We start from the raw sequence: 17,558 nt of genomic DNA on the forward strand, positions 1-17,558 counted from the left end.
CGTCTCGATGGGCGGCGACGGCGCGATGCTCGACATCGGATTCCAGAACCTCTCGCGGCTGCTCGCGTCGGGCAAGCCGATCAAGGTGGTGGTGCTCGACACGCAGGTGTATTCCAACACCGGCGGACAGGCGTGCACCTCGGGCTATACCGGCCAGGTGGCCGACATGGCCGCCTACGGCAAGGCGCAGCACGGCAAGACCGAGACGCGCAAGGAGCTCGCGCTCCTGGCCATCGCGCACCGCGGCGCGTACGTGCACCAGTCGTCGCAGGCGTCGGCGTCGCACCTCGTGGCGGGCGTGCTCAAGGGATTGCACAAGCGCCGTCCGGCGGTGTTCAACATCTATACTCCGTGCCCGGTGGAGCACGGGCTGGCCGACGACTCGTCGCAGCACGCCGCGCGGCTGGCGCTGGAGAGTCGCGCCTTCCCCTTCCTGACGTACGACCCCGATGCCGGACCGACCTTCGCCGACTGTCTGAGTCTGGACGGCAATCCGTCGCCCGACGAGACCTGGCCCACGTACACGGTCAAGTATGTGGACGACGCGGGCGCCGAGCAGGCGGTGGACGTGCCGCTCACGATCGCCGACTGGGCGGCGACGGAAGCCCGGTTCAAGCAGCACTTCACCGAAGTGCCGTCGGAAGCGTGGAACGACGCGATGATGCCGTTCCATGAATTCGTGGCGCTGCCGGCCGACGAGCGCGACGGTCGCGCGCCGTACATCCTGGCCGTGGGCAAGGACCGCACGCTGCGGCGCCTGGGCGTGTCGGCGGAGATGGTGCAGCTGGCGCAGGAGCGCCTGCACTTCTGGTCGCAGCTCAAGCAGCTGGCCGGGCTCGAGATCTCGCCCGCCGTGCACGACGCGGTGGCGGCTGCGCTCGAGGTCGAGTTGGAACAGCGGATGTCGGCCGTGCGGGCCGAGTACGAGGCCAAGATCAACGACCTCAAGGCGAGCTATCCGTCGCAGATCGCGCGCCGGCTGGCCGAGGGATTGATGCGGCACGGCGGCGGTTTGGCGATCGCCGAACTGCTGGCGTCGCTGCCCGAGGTGGCGCACACGGGGAATGGGAACGGGAACGGCGCGGCGGCGGTTGCCGCTCAGGCGCCTGCTGCTGCGCCCGTCCCGGCGGCCGCGCCGGCTGCCGTTGCGGCTCCGGCGGTAGCACCGGCACCCGCGCCGGCCGCCGCTGCGGTGGCCGCGTCGGCCACTGCCGTGGCGGATGACGACGCGCTCGTCCTCGAGGCCTACATCGACTCGGCGCGGTGCACCAGCTGCAACGAGTGCACCAACCTGAACAAGAAGATGTTCGCGTACAACGCGGACAAGCAGGCATACGTGAAGGACGCGCACGCCGGCACGTACCAGCAGCTCGTGACCGCCGCCGAACGTTGCCCGGTGTCGATCATCCACCCGGGCACGCCGCTCAACCCCAAAGAAAAGGATCTGGAGAAATGGGTGAAGCGCGGCGCGAAGTTCAACTGAGCTGACGATGGCGATCTCGCTGGGGTTCCGGCACGGCGTCCATCCGCCGGAGGAGAAGGAGCTCACCAACCAGCTCCCGATCCGGCGGATGCCGTATCCCGATGAGCTGGTGCTGCCGCTGCGGCAGCATGCCGGCAAGCCGGCCAAGCTGTGCGTGAAGGTGGGCGATCACGTGGAGCGCGGCGACACGGTGGGCGAGGCCGACGGCTTCATGTCGGTGCCCATCCACGCCTCGGCGGCGGGGACGGTGGTGGACATCGACTGGTGGCCGCACCCCGACGGGTCGATGGCCGAAGCCGTGCGGATCAAGGTGGACCGGTACGCGCCGCACATTCCGCGGCCGCGGCTGGTTCCGCAGTGGGAGGGGCTCTCGACCGACGAAGTGGTGCGGGCCGTGCAGAACGCCGGCGTGGTGGGGCTGGGCGGCGCGGCATTCCCCACGCACGTGAAGCTGGCGCCTCCCAAGGACGCCCACGTGCACACGCTGATCATCAACGGCGCCGAGTGCGAGCCGTATCTCACCTCCGACCACCGCACGATGGTGGAGTACGCGCCGCGGGTGCTGTTCGGCATCCGCGTCATGATGCGCGCGCTCGGCGTGACGAAGAGCGTGGTGGGGATCGAGCGCAACAAGCCCGATGCGATCGCGGCGATGATCGCCGCCGTGCCGGCCGATCTGGACGTGGAGATTCTTCCGCTCACGGTCAAGTATCCGCAGGGCGCGGAGAAGATGCTGATCAAGGCCGTGACCGGGGTGGAGGTGCCGTCGGGGCAGCTGCCCGTGACGGTGGGCGTGGTGGTGCAGAACGTGGGCTCGGTGGCGGCGATCGCCGAGGTGTTCGAGACCGGGCTGCCGCTGGTGGAACGCATCGTGACCGTGTCGGGCCACGGCCTGCGCCGGCCGGCCAACCTCATCGTGCCGGTGGGCACGAAGCTGCGCGACCTCCTGGCGTTCTGCGACGGCGTGACCGCCGACGCGGCCGAGGTCATCGTGGGCGGGCCGATGATGGGGCAGGCGGTGGCGAACCTCGATGCGCCGGTGCTCAAGGGAACCACGGGCGTGGTGGTGCTGCAGAAGGACGAGATGCGGCAGGAGCAGACGTGGGCCTGCATCCATTGCGGTCGCTGCCTCGACGCCTGTCCGGTGTTCCTGAATCCTTCGATGCTCGGCGATCTGGCGCGCGTGCGGCGCTATGACGAGATGGCGGAGGCGCATCTGGCCGACTGCATGCTCTGCGGGTCGTGCGCCTATGTGTGTCCGTCGAACATCCCGCTCGCCCAACTCTTCCAGGCGAGCAAGGCGGCGCTCCGGCGCCAACTCGCCACCGTCCAATGAACGAATCGATGCCTCCGCGTCTGATCGTCACGGCGTCGCCGCATCTGAAGCCCGCCGACTCCACGCCCCGCATCATGTGGAACGTGGTGTGGAGCCTGGTGCCCGTCATCGTGGCCGCGGCCTGGTTCTTTGGAGTGAGCGCGCTGCTGGTGATCGCCGCGGCCACGCTCGGCGCCATAGCGGCGGAGCGCGTGTTCGGCCGCGGCGGATCGCTGGCCGACGGGTCGGCGGCCATCACGGGGCTCCTGCTCGGCCTCACGCTGCCGGCCGGCATGCCGCTCTGGATGGTGTTCCTGGGCGGGGCGTTCGGCATCGGCTTCGGCAAGGCGGTGTGGGGCGGGCTGGGCCAGAACGTGTTCAACCCCGCGCTCGTGGGGCGCGCGTTCCTGCAGGCGTCGTTCCCGGTGGCGATCACCACCTGGCCCACCGTGGGCGGCAGCTTCTTCAGTCTCAAGGGCGACCTGTTCGTGGCCCCGTTCATGCACCCTGTGGTGAACGCCGTGACCTCGGCCACGCCGCTCGGGCTGCTGAAGTTCGAGGGCAAGGGATCGGCGCTCGCGAGCCTGGTGATCGGCAACCGGGGTGGCTCGATCGGCGAGACCGCGGCGCTGGTGATCCTGGCCGGCGGCGTGTACCTGGCGTCGCGCAACTATCTCAACTGGCGGATCCCGGCGAGCATCCTGCTGACGGTGGCGGCATTCAGCGCGATCGTGCACGCCATCGATCCGTCCAAGCCCGACGCGATGTTCATGCTCTTCTCGGGCGGGTTGATGCTCGGCGCGGTGTACATGGCCACCGACATGGTCACGTCGCCGGTGACCAACGGCGGGCGCTGGGTGTTCGGCGTGGGCGTCGGGATCCTGGTGGTGGTGATCCGCATCTGGGGCGGGCTGCCCGAAGGCGTGATGTACGCCATCCTGTTCATGAACGCGCTGGTGCCGTTCATCAACCGGGCCACGCAGCCGCGGGTGTTCGGCACCACGCCGAGGGCAACCACGTGACCGACGCACCGCAGTGCCACGTGCCGCCCACGCCGCCGGCGGAGCCCGCACACACGCCGGCGTGGAAGCTGCTGCTGACGCTCCTCGTCGCGGGCGCGGCCGCGGGCTGGCTCATCGTCTCGGTGTACAACCTCACCCTGCCCGCCGTCCAGAAGCATGCGGCCGAGCAGGTTGATGCGGCGGTGCGGGAAGTGCTGAAGGCCCCCGCGCGGTGGGACACGCTGTATCTGGTGGGCAGCGCGCTCTCGGCCAAGCTGCCGGCGGGCGGCGACAAGGCCGAGGCGCCCAAGGCGTTCGTGGGCTATGACAGCGCCGGCCATCGCATCGGCGTCGCCATCACCGCCGCCGAGCCGGGGTTCCAGGAATTGATCAACCTGATGATCGGATTCGATCCCGCCACCGGCACGCTCACCGGATACAAGGTGCTGGATCAGCAGGAGACGCCGGGCCTGGGTCAACGCATCGAGACGGACACCGCGTTCACGCACCAGTTCGCGGGTCGCGTGGCGCCGCTCAAGGGCGTGAAGGTGCTCGCCGGTGGAGATCCGAGCCAGGTCCAGACCATCACGGGCGCCACGATCTCGTCGCGCGCCGTGATCCGGATCATCAACAACGCGGTTGCCAAATGGCGGCCGCTGGTCCAAGCCTACGATCGTGGAGGCCAGCTGTGACATCCGTTCCCGTCGCCGAGCCGGTGGCGGCCCCCGCGCCGCGTGCGCCGGCGCTGATACCGGGCGCGCCGCCGCCGGCGAGCGTCGTGGCCGACATCTGGCGCGGCATCGGCCGCGAGAATCCCGTGCTCGTCCAGCTGCTCGGCATGTGCCCGACGATGGCCGTCACGAACGTGCTCGCCAACGGGCTGGCCATGGGCCTCGCGACCACGTTCGTGCTCGTCGGGTCCGGGCTCTTTGTCTCCCTGTTCCGCAAGTACATCGCCCACGAGGTGCGCATCACCTCGTACATCCTGATCATCGCCACGTTCGTCACGCTGGCCGACATGATCCTGGCGGCCATCCTGCCCGACATTCGCAAGGCGCTGGGGCCGTTCATTCCGCTGATCGTGGCCAACTGCCTGCTGCTCGGCCGGGCCGAGGCGTTCGCCGCCAAGGTGCCCGTGCACCGCGCGGTGGCCGACGGCCTCGGCATGGGACTGGGATTCACGCTCTCGTTGTCGCTGTTGAGCACGATCCGTGAGGTGCTGGGCAACGGCAGCATTCTCGGCCATCCGCTGTTCGGCCCGCGGTTCGAGCCCTGGGTGTTCATGATGATGCCGCCGGGCGGCTTCCTGGCGCTGGGCATCGCGCTGCTCGGAGTGGCCTACGTGATGGAGCTGAAGAAACGCCGTGCGCGGAGGACCGCATGAGAGACCTGTCGTGGATCTTCATCTCGACGATGCTGGTCAACAACTTCACGCTGGTGATGTTCCTCGGGTTGTGTTCGTTCTTCGGCGTCACCGGCAAGGTCGAGACCGCGTGGCGGCTGGGGCTGGCCAATACGTTCGTACTCGTGCTCACCGCGGTGAGCGTGTGGGTGCTCAACACCTTCGTCCTGGCCCAGACGCCGTACCTGCGGACGATCGCGTTCATCGTCGTGATCGCGTCGGTGGTGCAGATCGTGGAGATGGCGGTGAAGAAGTATCTGCCGGTGCTGTTCCGGCAGCTGGGTATCTACCTGCCGCTGATCACCACCAACTGCGCCATTCTGGGTCTGGCGCTGTTCCAGACCAGCCGGGCTTACACGTTCGCGGAAGGCCTGGTGTTCGCGCTCGGCGCGGGGTTCGGGCTCACGCTGGCGCTGTCGCTCATGGCATCCATCCGCGAGCGCATCGAAGTGACCGACGTGCCGGCGGTGGCGCGGCGGATGGGCCTCGTGCTGGTCATCGCGTCGTGTCTCTCGATGGCGTTCATGGGATTCGCGGGAATGGGGACTGCGGGATGACACACACCATCATCGGCATCATCATCGCGGCGGCGCTGTTCGCCGTCTACGGGCTGGTTCCACATCGCGCGTGCACCGGCCACTGCGAAGGCTGCACCGGCGGCTCCTGCGACCGCTGGGACAAGGGAGATCATCATGGCGTTTGATCCGTCGTCGCGCTGGAATCTTGGCCGGCGTGAATTTCTGACCATCGGCACCGGCGTGTTCGTGGGGCTCACGCTGCCCCTCGCGCTGCGCCGCCGAATCACCATGGCCAAGCGGACCTTCCCGGTGATGGGGACCATCGCCGAGGTGCAGGTGGCGCACCAGGACGTGCGCTTCGCCGAGCGCGCGATCGACGCCGCGATCGCCGAACTCCAGTGGGTGGATCGCACGATGACGCGATACTCGGCCACCTCGGACATCGGCCGCGCCAATCTGGGCGCGGCGCGCGAGGCGGTGACGGTCACGCCGGACACGGCGCTCGTGGTCCGGCGGGCGCTCCAGTGGGCCTCGACCAGCGACGGCCGGTTCGATCCGGCCATCGGCGAGGTGTCGGAACTCTGGGACGTGCTGAACCGGCACGAGCCGCCGGCGGCCGATCGGGTGCAGCGCCTGGCGTCACGCGGCTTCTGGCGCAAGGTGGACGTCTCGACGTTCCACGGCGCGCCGGCGCTGCGTTATCACGACCGCGACGTGCACCTCGACCTGGGCGCGATCGCCAAGGGCTACGGCATCGATCGGGCCACCAAGGCACTGCGGGCGCTGGGCGTCGCCCATGCGATCGTCACCGTGGGCGGCGATCTGTACGCGCTGGGCGAATCCCCCGAGGGCGGGGCGTGGAAGGTGGGCATTCGCAACCCGCGCGATCTCACCGCGCTGTCGGCCACGCTCGACGTGGCCAACCGCGCCGTCACGACGTCGGGAGACTACGAGCGGTACTTCCGTTGGCGCGGCGTGCGGTACGACCACCTGATGGACCCGGCCACGGCCGCGCCGCGGCGCACGCCGGTGCACAGTTGCACGGTGCTGGGCGGCGACTGCGTGATGGATGCCGATGCGGCGTCGACGTCGGGGTTCGGGCTGTCGCGCGAGGCGGCCACCGTGCTCGCGCGCCGGTTGATTCCTGGAGCTGAGGCCATCCCGTTGACCTGAGGAGGGCGAGATGAAGAGCCACCGCGTGTACTGTGGGGCCTGCGACCGCGACGTGAACGTCGTGATCACCGATGCGCCCCTCGAGGACGGGCAGGCCACACTCTGGGATGCCGAGGTGGTGTGCCTGGAGGTGGGCGACAAGTGCACGGGCGCGCTGTGCCCCCTGGGCGCGGTGGGGCCCGATGCGATGGTGGCCCGGATCGTCCACAACGGGCTGCCCCTGGACGGGCTGCACACGTTGCGGGCCAAGTGCCCGGCCTGCGATCGCGAGACCGACATGGTGCTGTACGGCAACGGCCATGCGGCCTGCTCGGAGTGCGGCACGCCGGCCCGGTGGAAGATCGATCACGCCGAGCCGATGGCCTGAAGGGCGGCCGGGGCTGCCGGCCCGGCGGGGGTCGCGGCGGCGTCCCGCCGCGCGGTAGGTTGAAGGCGTCGTGCCCGCAGCAGTTCTGCCATCCACACCCGCCTTCACGCCCGCATGCACAACATCATCGCCGCGATCATCCTCGGACTCGTCGAGGGGGTCACCGAGTTCCTGCCCGTCTCGTCCACCGGACATCTGATCCTGGCGGGGCACGCGCTGGGGTTCGTGGGCCCGCGCGCCGACGCGTTCGAGATCATCATCCAGCTCGGCGCCATTCTCGCGATCGTGTGGCTGTATCGCACCATGCTCTGGCGCGTGGCGCGCGACGGATTCGCCGTCGAGGAATCGCGCCGGTTCATCCTCGCGCTGTTCGTGGCGTTCCTGCCGGCGGCGATCGTCGGGCTGGCCACGCATCACTGGATCACGGCCCATCTGTTCACGCCGCCGGTGGTGATCGGGACGATGATCATCGGCGGCGTGGTCATCCTCGCCATCGAGCACTGGCGCCCCACGCCGCGCATCGAGACGGTGATGCAGATCGGCTACCGCACGGCGCTCTGGATCGGCATCGCGCAGACGTTCTCGCTCATCCCGGGCGTTTCCCGCTCGGGGGCCACGATCATGGGCGCGCTGCTGGTGGGTGTGGCGCGGCCGGCGGCCGCCGAGTTCTCGTTCCTGCTCGCCATTCCGGTGATGTTCGCGGCCACGGGACTGGAGCTGTGGGAGAACCGGCACCTGCTGTCGAGCTCCGACGCGATGATCTTCGCGATCGGCTTCGTGGTGGCGTTCGCGAGCGCGCTGGTGGTGGTGCGGTGGCTGGTGCGCTTCGTGTCGCACCGCTCGTTCGACGTGTTCGCCTGGTACCGCATCGTGTTCGGACTCGCCTTGCTGGCGCTGCTGGCCACCGGGAGCAACTGGGTCACCAAGTAGGGCGCCGCCGCGTAGCCAGCGACACCGTGGTGAGCACGGCCGCGTTCACGGTCAGGGCCACGATGCCGACGTTCAGGTCCTTGAGCGTCTGCGGCGCCCCGGGCGCCAGCGTGGCGAGTGTCGCCCCGGTGAGGCTCAGGTAGGCCACGGTCAACTCGCCGGCCACGATCCCGGCGAACGCACCGGAGGTGGTGGCCCAGGGCCGCTCGCCGAGGCTCGCCAGCAGCGCCGGGAACAGCTGCGTCACCAGGTTGTAGCCCATGAGCAGCAGCGGCACCAGCGCCTCGCCGCCGCGCAGCGTGAGGCCCACGGCGAGCAGGGCGATCACCGGCACGAGGGCGCGCGCGAGACGCGTGACCGCGCGGTCGGTGGCGGTGGGGACGAGCACCCGGTACACGTTCTGCGCCAGGATCGTGGCCGCGGTGATGAGGATCATCGAGCCGGGCACGAGCGCGGTGAGCAGCCCCGCGGCGCCGATCACGCCCACGGTGGGCGCCGAGAACGTCTGCTTGGCAATGCGCAGCAGCGAGAGGTCGGCGTCGGGCCCCTTGAGGCCCGGCACCGTGAGCACGGCCGCGAACCCCGCGAAGAACACGAACAGGATCACCAGCTGATAGAGCGGGAGGAGCACGGCGTTCTTGCGGAACACGTCCTCGCTGCGGGCCGTGTAGGCGCCGGCGAAGTACTGCGGCCACATGTAGAACCCGAGCGCGGTGAGCACCACGGTGGACACGAACCAGGCCGGACTCATCCCCGTGGCGGGCAGGGTGAGGAAGCCGGGCCGGGCGCGATCGATGGCCTCGAACATCGCGCCGTAGCCGCCGTAGTAGTGGAACGGCAGGTACACGCCGATCGCCACCGCCACGCCCAGGATCATGATGTCCTTGAGCGCCGCGGTCCACGCCGAGCCGCGCACGCCCGACACCACCACGTAGCCCACGAGCGCCGCGGTGCCCGTCCACACCGCCGTCGTGGGCGAGACGGCGCCGTACGACGCCTCGGAGACGATGATCCCGAGGCCCTTGAGCTGGAGCACGAGGTAGGGCACCAGCGCCGCCACGCTCACCAGGGCCACGAGCACGCCGAGGCCGCGGCTGTCGTACTTGGCGGCGAAGAAGTCGGGCTGCGACACGAGCCGCTTGGCCTGCGCGTACCGCCAGATCACCGGGAGCATGAAGTACGACAGCGTATACGCCACGGCGCCGTAGCAGAGGATGTAGAGCGCCGGCCCGCCCTTGCCGTAGGCCCATCCGCTGCCGCCGAGGAAGGTGAACGTGGTGTAGATCTCGCCGGCCATGAGCAGGAACACGAACACGGTCCCGAACCCGCGGCCGCCCACGCTCCACTGCTCCAGGCTCATCGTGTGCCCGCGGCGCGCGAGCAGGCCCAGCCCGATGGCCGCCGCGAACGCCGCGAGGAGAATGCCCAGGGCCACGGTCATCGATCGGCGCGCGAGCGGGCGCGGTCGAGCATCCACACGCATCCCATGACCGCCGACGTCGCAATCACCCAGCCCACGATCCAGGCCAGCAGCAGCGGCAGGCCCAGCACCAGCGGGTGCACGCGATTCACGAACGGGATGCCGCCGAGGAGCGCGACGGGGGGCAGGAGGGCGAGCCAGCGATAGCGGCGGGCCCGCGCCGGCGTGGGGGATCCGGTCACGCGATCCGCAGGAACTTGACGAGGATGAGCGTCAGCATGCCCAGCAAGTAGATGCGGAGCACGAGGAGCGCCACCCGGACGGTTCGCGTCATTTCAATGCGTGCCATGCCACCTCTCCATGGCCGGGCGCTCGCGCGCGCCGGCATCGCGGTCAATCACCGATGTCCCTGTAGTGGATCACGCCGAGCAGGTGATTCGACGCATCCACCACCGGCAGCATGCGGTAACGGTACTTCTCGAACATTCGTCGCACGTCGGCCTCGAGCAGATCGCGCTCGGCCGATACCGCCGGCTCGGCCATCACCTCGCCGAGCGTGGCCGTGGCCTCGGCCACCACCAGTTCCCGCAGGTCGGCCACGCCGAGCAGCACCTGGCCGGGCGGCTGCACCACGTACACGTACTGCAGGAACCGCTTGTTCAATTGGGACGCGTGCAGGCGGCGCAGCGCTTCGGCCACCGGGGTCTCGGGCGGCAGCGCGACATAGGTGGACGCCACGAGCTCGCCCGCGGTGGGCTCGTGCTGCGACAGGATCGCCCGGGTGCGATCGGCCTGTTCGCTGGGCAGCAGCGCGATCAGCTCGCGGCGATCGTCCAGCGGCAGAGCCTCGAGCAGGTCGGCGATCTGGGCGGCGGACATTCCGGAGAGAATCGTGCGCGCGCGGTCGGGTGGCAGGTCGGCCACCAACTGCCGCTGGGCGCGCGGTTCGGCCTCGAGCAGCGTTTCGGCGGCCTTGTCGGACTCGAGCGCCGAGAACACCGCCTCCTGCTCCCGCCCCGACAGCTCCTCGAGCGCGTCGGCGAGGTCCTCGCTCGGAATCTCGTGGATCTGCGAGCGGGTGAGGGAGAGCGAGACCTTGCGGCTGGACGTGGCATCCTCGATGGAGAGCGGCTGCACGAACTTCCATGAAATCAGCTGATCCTTCTGGCGGCCGATCCAGTCCAGGCGCCATTTGCGCAGAAAGCCGTTGAACGACGTGTCCACGTGCGCCAGGATCATGCGTCCCCGGCTGCTCAGGAGTTGCACGTCGTTCACGATCTCCAGCCGCCGGCCCTCCATGTCGAAGATCTCCTTGCCCACGAGATGCTCGTTGAGCAGGATCCAGCCGGGCTGGTCCACGAACGGCGGGTACCGGTCGCCGGTGACCGGAGGCAGGACGAAGATCGTGCCGCCCTCGATGCGGCTGACGCGGTCCCAGGGGATGAATTCCGTGGGGTTCCCCCAGCCGTGGCTGATGAAGATGCCCACCGCCTCGGGGTACGGCTCGCTGAGCCGGAACACGAGATCGGTGAGCTTGCCGATGCGGAATTCGGCGCGGGTCTCGCACACGTGACGGCCGAGCAGCGCCGTGAAGAAATACGTGTCGTACTCCGGGCCGGAGGCGGCGGGGTGGCCGTGCGCCGTCGTGGGAGTCGTCATGGCGTCACCTGCCGAGGCCGGCGAACAGCTGGGGGAACATCACGGACAGGCCGAAGATGGACGAGACGACGATCACGAAGACGGTGATCGACCAGTTGGCGATGTTCTGCCAGCGGGTGTTGACGTGGTCGCCCATCAGCTCCCGGTCGTTGAGGAGCAGGATCAGGAAGACCAGCGCCGCCGGGAGGAGCGTGACCGCCACCACCTGCACGAAGATCGTGATCGCGTCCTGCACCTTGATGCTCGCGATGAGCGACACGATGCCCGACGACACCAACATCGCCACGTACGCCACGTAGAACCAGGGTGCTTCGCGCACGCTGCGGTTGAGCGAGTGGGCCCAGCCGAACACCTCGCCCAACGCCCAACTCGTGGACAGGGAGATGCACAGCGCCCCGAGCAGCCCGGCGTCGAACAGGCCGATGGCGAACAGCGTCCGGGCCCAGAGACCGAGGTGGCCGCCGGGCATCACGGCCGGCATCTTGGCCGCCGCCTGCGCGGCGGACTCGATGCCGATTGACCCGCCCGGGTGATAGTAGAACACGCCGGCCGCGGCGATGATGATGAAGGCGGCGACGATGCACGTGACGAGCGCGCCCACGAACGTGTCGATCTTGCCGTAGCGGATGTCCTTCACGTCCATCCCTTTGTCCACCACGGCCGACTGCTGGAAGAAGATCTGCCAGGGGGTGATCGTCGTGCCGATGTTGGCCATGATCAGCGTGAGCAGCGCGGCGGCGTCGAACTGGGGGCTGAGCACGAACCGCGGCGCATAGAACCCGCGTCCCACCTGGAGCCAGCCGTGGTTCACGTTCCCGGTCTTCATGGCCCAGATCGCCGCCGGGATGTACACGAGGTTGAACAGGCAGAAGAACAGCGTGATCTTCTCGAACGTCCAGTACTTGCCCGTGATCACGATGGCGAGCAGCAGGCACGTCACGCCGAAGAACGTGACCCATTCGGGGACGTTGAACAGGCGCAGGGCCTGCGTCATGCCGATGTATTCGGTGACCAGCGTCAGCCAGTTGATGACCACGAGATCGAACACCGAGAACCAGCCCCACACCGGGCCGAAGGCGTCGAAGATGGCTTCGGCGTGTCCGCGCTTGGTGACGGCGCCCAGGCGCACCGTCATCTCCTGCACGTAGTACGCCATGGGCACGAGGATCAGGAACGCCCAGAGCATGTTGAAGCCGGTGAGCGCACCGGTCTGGGAGTACGTGGAGATCCCGCCGGCATCGTTGTCGGCCACCATGGTGATGATCCCGGGGCCGAGCACCGCGAGCAGGATGGCCCAGCGGCGCTTGGTGCGGGAGAGGCGATGCAGGAGTTTGCTGATCCAGTACACGGGCGGCGGTCGCGTGTGGGTCGTGGTCGGAAAAGTACGAGGCAAGTTGCACGGAGTGCTGCGCTTCGGCAATCGGCGCGGCCGGCGCGAGTTCGGAATTTGTGAGGACGGTTGCAGGGTGGCTCAAAACGGGCCATAGTCCCGCAACCAGGAGGCGATGGGCCGTGATCGCGCCAACGCGCACAGGTCGTCATCCGCAGGTGGCCGGATCCGGGCGGAGCCGCCCGGGTCGCGTACGGGCGCGGTGGATGGCCCGTGCCTGGCTCGCGGTGCTGGTGGCGGTTTCGGCGGCGGGCGCGTGCGCGCGCGTGGTGCAGCTGGCTGGCGGACCGGCCACCGACCTCGCGCTCATCGATCCCGACTCGTCCACGGTCACGTTCGCGATCGATAACCGCAACTGGACGGACGTCGTGGTGTGGCTGGCGCACGACGGGGTGAAGTCGCGGTTGGGGACCATCCGCTCAGCCAACGTCCAGACGTTCCAGGTGCCCACGGCGTGGACCGGCCGCAGCCGCGCCCTGCAGCTCGTGGCCCATTCCATCGGTGCCCCCGACGACTTCACCAGCGAGACGTTCTCCGTCCAACTGGGGCAGACCGTGACCTGGATGCTCCAGGTGGAGCTCTCCCGGTCCAGCCTGTCGATTCGCTAGCCGGGCCGCTACTGGCCGGTGGGCACGCCGCCGGTGGGGTTGCCGGAGCCCACGAACGACGTGCCGCCCAGGGCGCCGCGCAGGACGAGGGCGCCGGCGATGCCGGCCAGGATGGCGAACGTGGTGCGCTGCTTGGAGAGCGCCTTCACGGTCATCGAGTGCACCACGTGCTGGGGGATCTGGACTTCCTCGCCCTTCCAGTCCTGGGAGAGTCCGTCGGTGTTGGTGGTGCTGGCCACGGCCACGGTGACCGAGGCCGGGTCGAAGGAGACTAGGCGGCCGTCGATCTCCTGCACGTATGGTCCGATCTTGCCGGTCAGGGTCTCGGTGCCGACGGCGGTGAGAGTCACCTGCACGTCCTGCCCGACGACCGAGGTCGATGCGTCCACCGGGACGCTGTAGTAGCATCCCGCGCTCGACGCGAGCCCCACGGCGAGGGCTACCGCGATCGGCCCCGTCGTCCACCGCCTTCCTGCCATACGCCATGCCTCCAAAAGAGAAGACCAGGGCGGAGCCCATATGGACTCCGCCCTGGCCGGTAAATCTACCTCGTGTCTACTGCCCGATACACGCGTTGCCGAACGGATCGGTGGCGTTCGCGGGATCGTTGGCGTTCCGGATCGGCTGTTGGCTGGGCGCCGGAATGCTGGTGTTGGTGTTGCGGATGCTCGTGTCGTAGAACAGCCGTGCCGGGATCTTGTTCTGGATGGCGCCCGGCGCGAGCGGCAGGTTGGGATAACAGTTCCGCTTGTAATCGTTCCAGACTTCCATGTTCTGGAAGAGGGCGATGTACTTCTCGTCCAGGATCGCCTGGAGCAGCGGCGCGCCGGTGGTGCCGGCGGGATAGGTGGGCACCACGTAACCCGACGGCGCGAGCGCCTTGGGGAACTGGTACGTGGCGCGTTCCTGGTTGAGCAGCGACAGCGCCATCGTCGGATTGCCCGTCTTGTACGCCGCCTCGGCGCCGATGAGCAGGTTCTCCGCCGCCGTCACGTACTCGGTGGGCGCGTTGCCGTTGCCCTGGACGCCGATCCACGTGTTGTTCAGATCGCTGCGGTCCGCGTTGAAGTAGAGATTGACCCGCGGATCGTTGCGGGGCGTGCCGAACACCGGGTCGGGCGTATTCGTGAGGAAGTTCACGTAGTACGGATCCGGCGCGATGTAGCCCGACCGCTGGACGATGTCGAACTGGTACCAGAGGTTCTGCCCGCCGGAGGCGCCGCTGTACGTGGCCATGTAGTCATCCGACGGCACCTGCATGCCGTTCTGCGTGGCCGCGAGGGCCGCCTGGTACGCCGGCGTCCCGCGCACTTCGGCGGTGTGCATGTAGTACCGGGCCTTGAGCGTGTAGGCCAGCTTCTTCCACTTGGTGGCCGATCCGCTGTACGCCATGTCGACGGTGCCCGGCCCGGCGTTGCTGGGTCCGGTGGCGCTCAGGTTGACGATCGCGCGGCTCAGCAGCGCCTGCAGGCTGTCGTACACCTGCATCTGCGGATCGAGCGCCGGGTTCGGTCCCGAGAAGGCCTTGCTGTACACGATATCGCCGAAGACGTCGGCGCCCGTGCCCATCATCATCGCCTCTTCCACCTGCGTGATGCCGAGCAGCAGCGAGTCGCCCGAGGCGGACGCCATCTGTTCGATGTTGCGGAAGTCGTATAGGGCGCCCACGCCGTACAGCGAGGCGTAGAAGCCGCCCGCCGTGCTCTCGTCGACGCTGTACTGGTAGATGCTCTGGTACTGACGCTGTGCGCCCGCCATCTGGCGCATGAACATCACCGCGTTGCGATCCAGGTCGCTGCCCATCTCGGTCCACAGCTTGGGCTGCGTGGACTCGAACAGCAGCAGCGGGGTGGCGGTGACGACGCGGTTGGGGTCGGTACTCAGCTCCCCACCGGTCAGGAAGTTCCTGCATCCCGCGGGCAGCGCGAGCAGCGCGAGCACCGCGAGTTGCCTGGCAATCCGTCTGGTCATGTGGATGATCTCCGTATGCCGTGTCTACTGTGGCGGGCGTGCGGTCGCGAGAAGGGCGACGGCACGCGCGGCCGCAGCTACCGATTCAGGGTGAGCGAGAGGACGAACGAGCGGATGCCAGGCAGGCCGAAGTAGTCGATGCCCTGCACGAGCACGGCCGCGCCGCCGAGGTTGGCTTCGGGGTCGGTGCCACCGTACTTGGTCCAGGTCTTCAGGTTCTGGCCGGCAAAGTGCACGTCGATCGAGGACAGGCCCAGATCGCGCGACACCCATGGTTCGTCGAGCGTGTACGTCACGCCGAGCTCACGGAGCTTGGCGTACCCGGCCGGCTCCATGAACTGCGCGGAGACGCTGCCGAACCCGCCGCCCTGGCCGGTCCACCAGCTCTGGCCGACCACGAACGACGTCCCGGCGCCCGGACCGGCCACGCGCGGATACTGCTGCGTGAAGTAGTCCTTGCCGTAGGTCACGCTCTGGCCGCGGATGGCCGTGCCGGCCGCCGTGCCGAAGTAGTACAGCGCGCCCTTGGTGCCGTCCCACGCCTGGCCGCCATGCTTGATGTCGAGCAGGCCGTTGAAGCGGAGGTTGCGACCCACGCGCAGCGTCGTGGTGACGCTGCCCGTCCACTTGGCGTTCGGATCGGCGATCACGCGATCGGTGGGATCCACCACCGGGAGGCCGTTGGCCCCGATGTACAGCGCGCCATTGGAATTCGCGCCGCACGCCTGATCGATGTTCACGCCGTTGAGCACCAGCCCGCGTCCGCAGATGGCGAAGTCCTGCCCGCGGAGCACGCCCACCGGATAGCCCTTGGTGACCGTGCCGTAGGCGCCGGAGAAGCTGCCGGCCCCGCGGCTCACGAACTGCACGCCCGAGAGGTCGGCCACCATGTTCTGGTTGTGCGCCCAGTTGATGCCGATGTCCCAGCCGAGGTCCCGATTGTTGATCGGATGGCCGGCCACCGTGAGCTCGGTGCCCTGGTTGTTGATCTGCGCGCCGTTCGTGATCGCGCTGTAGAAGCCCGTGGCGTCGGGCGCCTGGGGCAGGGCAAGGATGATCTGCGTGGACTTCTTGTCGTAGTAGGTGAGGCCGAGTTCGATCTTCTGATCGAAGAACGCCAGGTCGGTGCCGATCTCGGATTCCTTGGTGCGCTCGGGCTTGAGCGTCTTGCCGCCGCCTTCCGTGGGGTTGGTGACGAGGCCGGCGCGGCCCTGCTGCGTGGCGTTCAGTCCGTCGCCGTAGCCGGAGCCGTAGAAGCCCTGCCCCAGCGAGTAGCCGGTGGCGTCGGCGTACACGGGCGGCTCGTTGCCCGTCTCACCATACGCGGCGCGCAGCTTGAAGTAGCTGAGCAGGCCGGTCTGGTTGGTGTTGCCCATGAAGTTGGTGACGTTCCAGGCAATGCTCGCCTTGGGATAGTTGGCGGTGCGGTTGGACGCGCCGAACGTCGAGTAGCCGTCGTTGCGGACGCCGGCCGTGAGGTACAGCTGGTTGAACAGGTCCAGCGAGCCCTGCGCGAAGTAGCCTTCGATGTGGCGTAGGCTGCGGTTTTCCGAGGGCGACGACGACGTGGTGTTCTGCAGCGAGAACGGCTGCGGGGCCACGAGGTTGAGGCCGGTGTTGCTGTTGAACCGGTCGCGCCGCGAGTTCAATTCCTGCCCGACCACGAGTTGCGCTTCATCGCTGCCGCTCAGGTGCTTGGTGAGCGTCACGAGCAGGTTGTTGTCGAGGCCGAGATAGAACTGGTCGGTGCGAGTCACCTGACCCGTGGGCGATCCGGAGGAACTCTGCGGCAGCGCTTCGAGGCGGTAGTCGCTGTACGAATCGATGCCGAAGTTTTCCTTGAGGGCGAACCAGGTATTGGGCGCCCAGTCGACGTTGGTGTTGCCGATGAAGCGGCCCAGCTCGCTCTCGGCGCCGTTGTTGTACGCCACGAACAGCGGGTTGTCGTAGCCGCGCCCGGTGGTCTGCGACGTGCCCGTGGGCTCGGGATAGCGGTACGACCGCTGCAGATGGAACGTGGGATCGAGGTACGGGAAGTTGTTGAAGTCGGCCGGCGTGCGGTAGCCGCCGAGCAGCAGGCCCGACACGTTCGAGCCGCGCTGGATGTAGGCGCCGCGGCTGTCCACGTAATCGGCGTTGCCGCCGATGTGCAGGTTGCTGTTCAGCGCGTGCGTCGCCTTGAGGCGCACCGAGCTGCGATTGTAGTAGTTGTTGGGGCCGATGACGACGCCGTTCTGGTCGGTCTGGCCGGCGGACAGGAAGAAGGTCGTCCGCTGATCGCCGCCCGAGATCTGCAGGTCGTTGTCGTACGTGTGGCCGTC

General features: G+C 68.3%; 18 protein-coding genes. 11 read left to right on the forward strand and 7 right to left on the reverse strand.

The genetic code is table 11. The features are described from left to right. The 10 genes from VNE60_10345 to VNE60_10390 form a co-directional block, all read left to right on the forward strand. Positions 1–1,483, forward strand: a 1,483-nt coding sequence (locus VNE60_10345) for a ferredoxin (GenBank protein HVB31913.1), incomplete at its 5' end; no start/stop codon positions are given. 7 nt (positions 1,484–1,490) lie between these two features. After that, the gene (gene rsxC / locus VNE60_10350; protein ID HVB31914.1) at positions 1,491–2,819 is read left to right on the forward strand and encodes an electron transport complex subunit RsxC; all 1,329 of its coding nucleotides are present in this window, start codon (positions 1,491–1,493) and stop codon (positions 2,817–2,819) included. Between the two features lie 8 nt (positions 2,820–2,827). Beyond that, entirely contained in the window at positions 2,828–3,820 is a 993-nt protein-coding gene (locus VNE60_10355; protein HVB31915.1) for an RnfABCDGE type electron transport complex subunit D, read from the forward strand. Next, the gene (locus tag VNE60_10360; GenBank protein ID HVB31916.1) at positions 3,817–4,491 is read left to right on the forward strand and encodes an RnfABCDGE type electron transport complex subunit G; all 675 of its coding nucleotides are present in this window, start codon (positions 3,817–3,819) and stop codon (positions 4,489–4,491) included. The genes VNE60_10355 and VNE60_10360 overlap by 4 nt, the downstream gene beginning before the upstream one ends. Beyond that, positions 4,488–5,183, forward strand: coding sequence for an electron transport complex subunit RsxE (rsxE, locus tag VNE60_10365; protein ID HVB31917.1), 696 nt, complete (start codon positions 4,488–4,490; stop codon positions 5,181–5,183). Before VNE60_10360 ends, rsxE begins: the two co-directional genes overlap by 4 nt. Then, positions 5,180–5,758, forward strand: a complete 579-nt coding sequence (locus tag VNE60_10370; protein HVB31918.1) for an Rnf-Nqr domain containing protein — start codon at positions 5,180–5,182, stop codon at positions 5,756–5,758. Before rsxE ends, VNE60_10370 begins: the two co-directional genes overlap by 4 nt. Beyond that, entirely contained in the window at positions 5,755–5,904 is a 150-nt protein-coding gene (locus VNE60_10375; protein ID HVB31919.1) for a hypothetical protein, read from the forward strand. The genes VNE60_10370 and VNE60_10375 overlap by 4 nt, the downstream gene beginning before the upstream one ends. Then, the gene (locus tag VNE60_10380) at positions 5,894–6,892 is read left to right on the forward strand and encodes an FAD:protein FMN transferase (GenBank protein ID HVB31920.1); all 999 of its coding nucleotides are present in this window, start codon (positions 5,894–5,896) and stop codon (positions 6,890–6,892) included. The genes VNE60_10375 and VNE60_10380 overlap by 11 nt, the downstream gene beginning before the upstream one ends. Before the next feature lie 10 nt (positions 6,893–6,902). Beyond that, entirely contained in the window at positions 6,903–7,259 is a 357-nt protein-coding gene (locus VNE60_10385) for a hypothetical protein (protein ID HVB31921.1), read from the forward strand. Between the two features lie 114 nt (positions 7,260–7,373). Next, positions 7,374–8,189, forward strand: a complete 816-nt coding sequence (locus tag VNE60_10390; protein HVB31922.1) for an undecaprenyl-diphosphate phosphatase — start codon at positions 7,374–7,376, stop codon at positions 8,187–8,189. Here the strand turns inward: VNE60_10390 and VNE60_10395 are convergent. The 4 genes from VNE60_10395 to VNE60_10410 form a co-directional block, all read right to left on the reverse strand. After that, positions 8,179–9,630 (reverse strand): sodium:solute symporter, encoded by a 1,452-nt coding sequence (locus tag VNE60_10395; GenBank protein HVB31923.1) that lies wholly within the window; start codon positions 9,628–9,630, stop codon positions 8,179–8,181. The genes VNE60_10390 and VNE60_10395 overlap by 11 nt on opposite strands. Continuing rightward, positions 9,627–9,851 carry a DUF3311 domain-containing protein gene (locus VNE60_10400; protein ID HVB31924.1) on the reverse strand — a complete coding sequence of 75 codons (225 nt, stop codon included), beginning with the start codon at positions 9,849–9,851 and terminating at the stop codon, positions 9,627–9,629. Before VNE60_10400 ends, VNE60_10395 begins: the two co-directional genes overlap by 4 nt. Before the next feature lie 151 nt (positions 9,852–10,002). Beyond that, entirely contained in the window at positions 10,003–11,268 is a 1,266-nt protein-coding gene (locus VNE60_10405) for a CBS domain-containing protein (GenBank protein ID HVB31925.1), read from the reverse strand. 4 nt (positions 11,269–11,272) lie between these two features. Next, positions 11,273–12,616 carry an NRAMP family divalent metal transporter gene (locus VNE60_10410; GenBank protein ID HVB31926.1) on the reverse strand — a complete coding sequence of 448 codons (1,344 nt, stop codon included), beginning with the start codon at positions 12,614–12,616 and terminating at the stop codon, positions 11,273–11,275. A gap of 248 nt (positions 12,617–12,864) precedes the next feature. On the opposite strand from VNE60_10410, the gene VNE60_10415 reads away from it, so the two are divergent. Next, entirely contained in the window at positions 12,865–13,266 is a 402-nt protein-coding gene (locus VNE60_10415) for a hypothetical protein (protein HVB31927.1), read from the forward strand. 8 nt (positions 13,267–13,274) lie between these two features. Here the strand turns inward: VNE60_10415 and VNE60_10420 are convergent, their stop codons facing one another. From VNE60_10420 to VNE60_10430, 3 genes are all read right to left on the reverse strand, one after another. Next, a complete protein-coding gene (locus tag VNE60_10420; GenBank protein HVB31928.1) occupies positions 13,275–13,745 on the reverse strand; it encodes a hypothetical protein in 471 nt (156 codons plus the stop codon). Between the two features lie 76 nt (positions 13,746–13,821). After that, positions 13,822–15,237, reverse strand: a complete 1,416-nt coding sequence (locus tag VNE60_10425; GenBank protein HVB31929.1) for a SusD/RagB family nutrient-binding outer membrane lipoprotein — start codon at positions 15,235–15,237, stop codon at positions 13,822–13,824. Positions 15,238–15,314: 77 nt separating this feature from the next. Further along, positions 15,315–17,558 (reverse strand): TonB-dependent receptor (locus tag VNE60_10430; protein ID HVB31930.1); only part of this gene is annotated, 2,244 nt, incomplete at its 5' end.

The organism is Gemmatimonadaceae bacterium, from assembly GCA_035533755.1.
Taxonomy (GTDB): Bacteria; Gemmatimonadota; Gemmatimonadetes; order Gemmatimonadales; family Gemmatimonadaceae; genus JAGWRI01.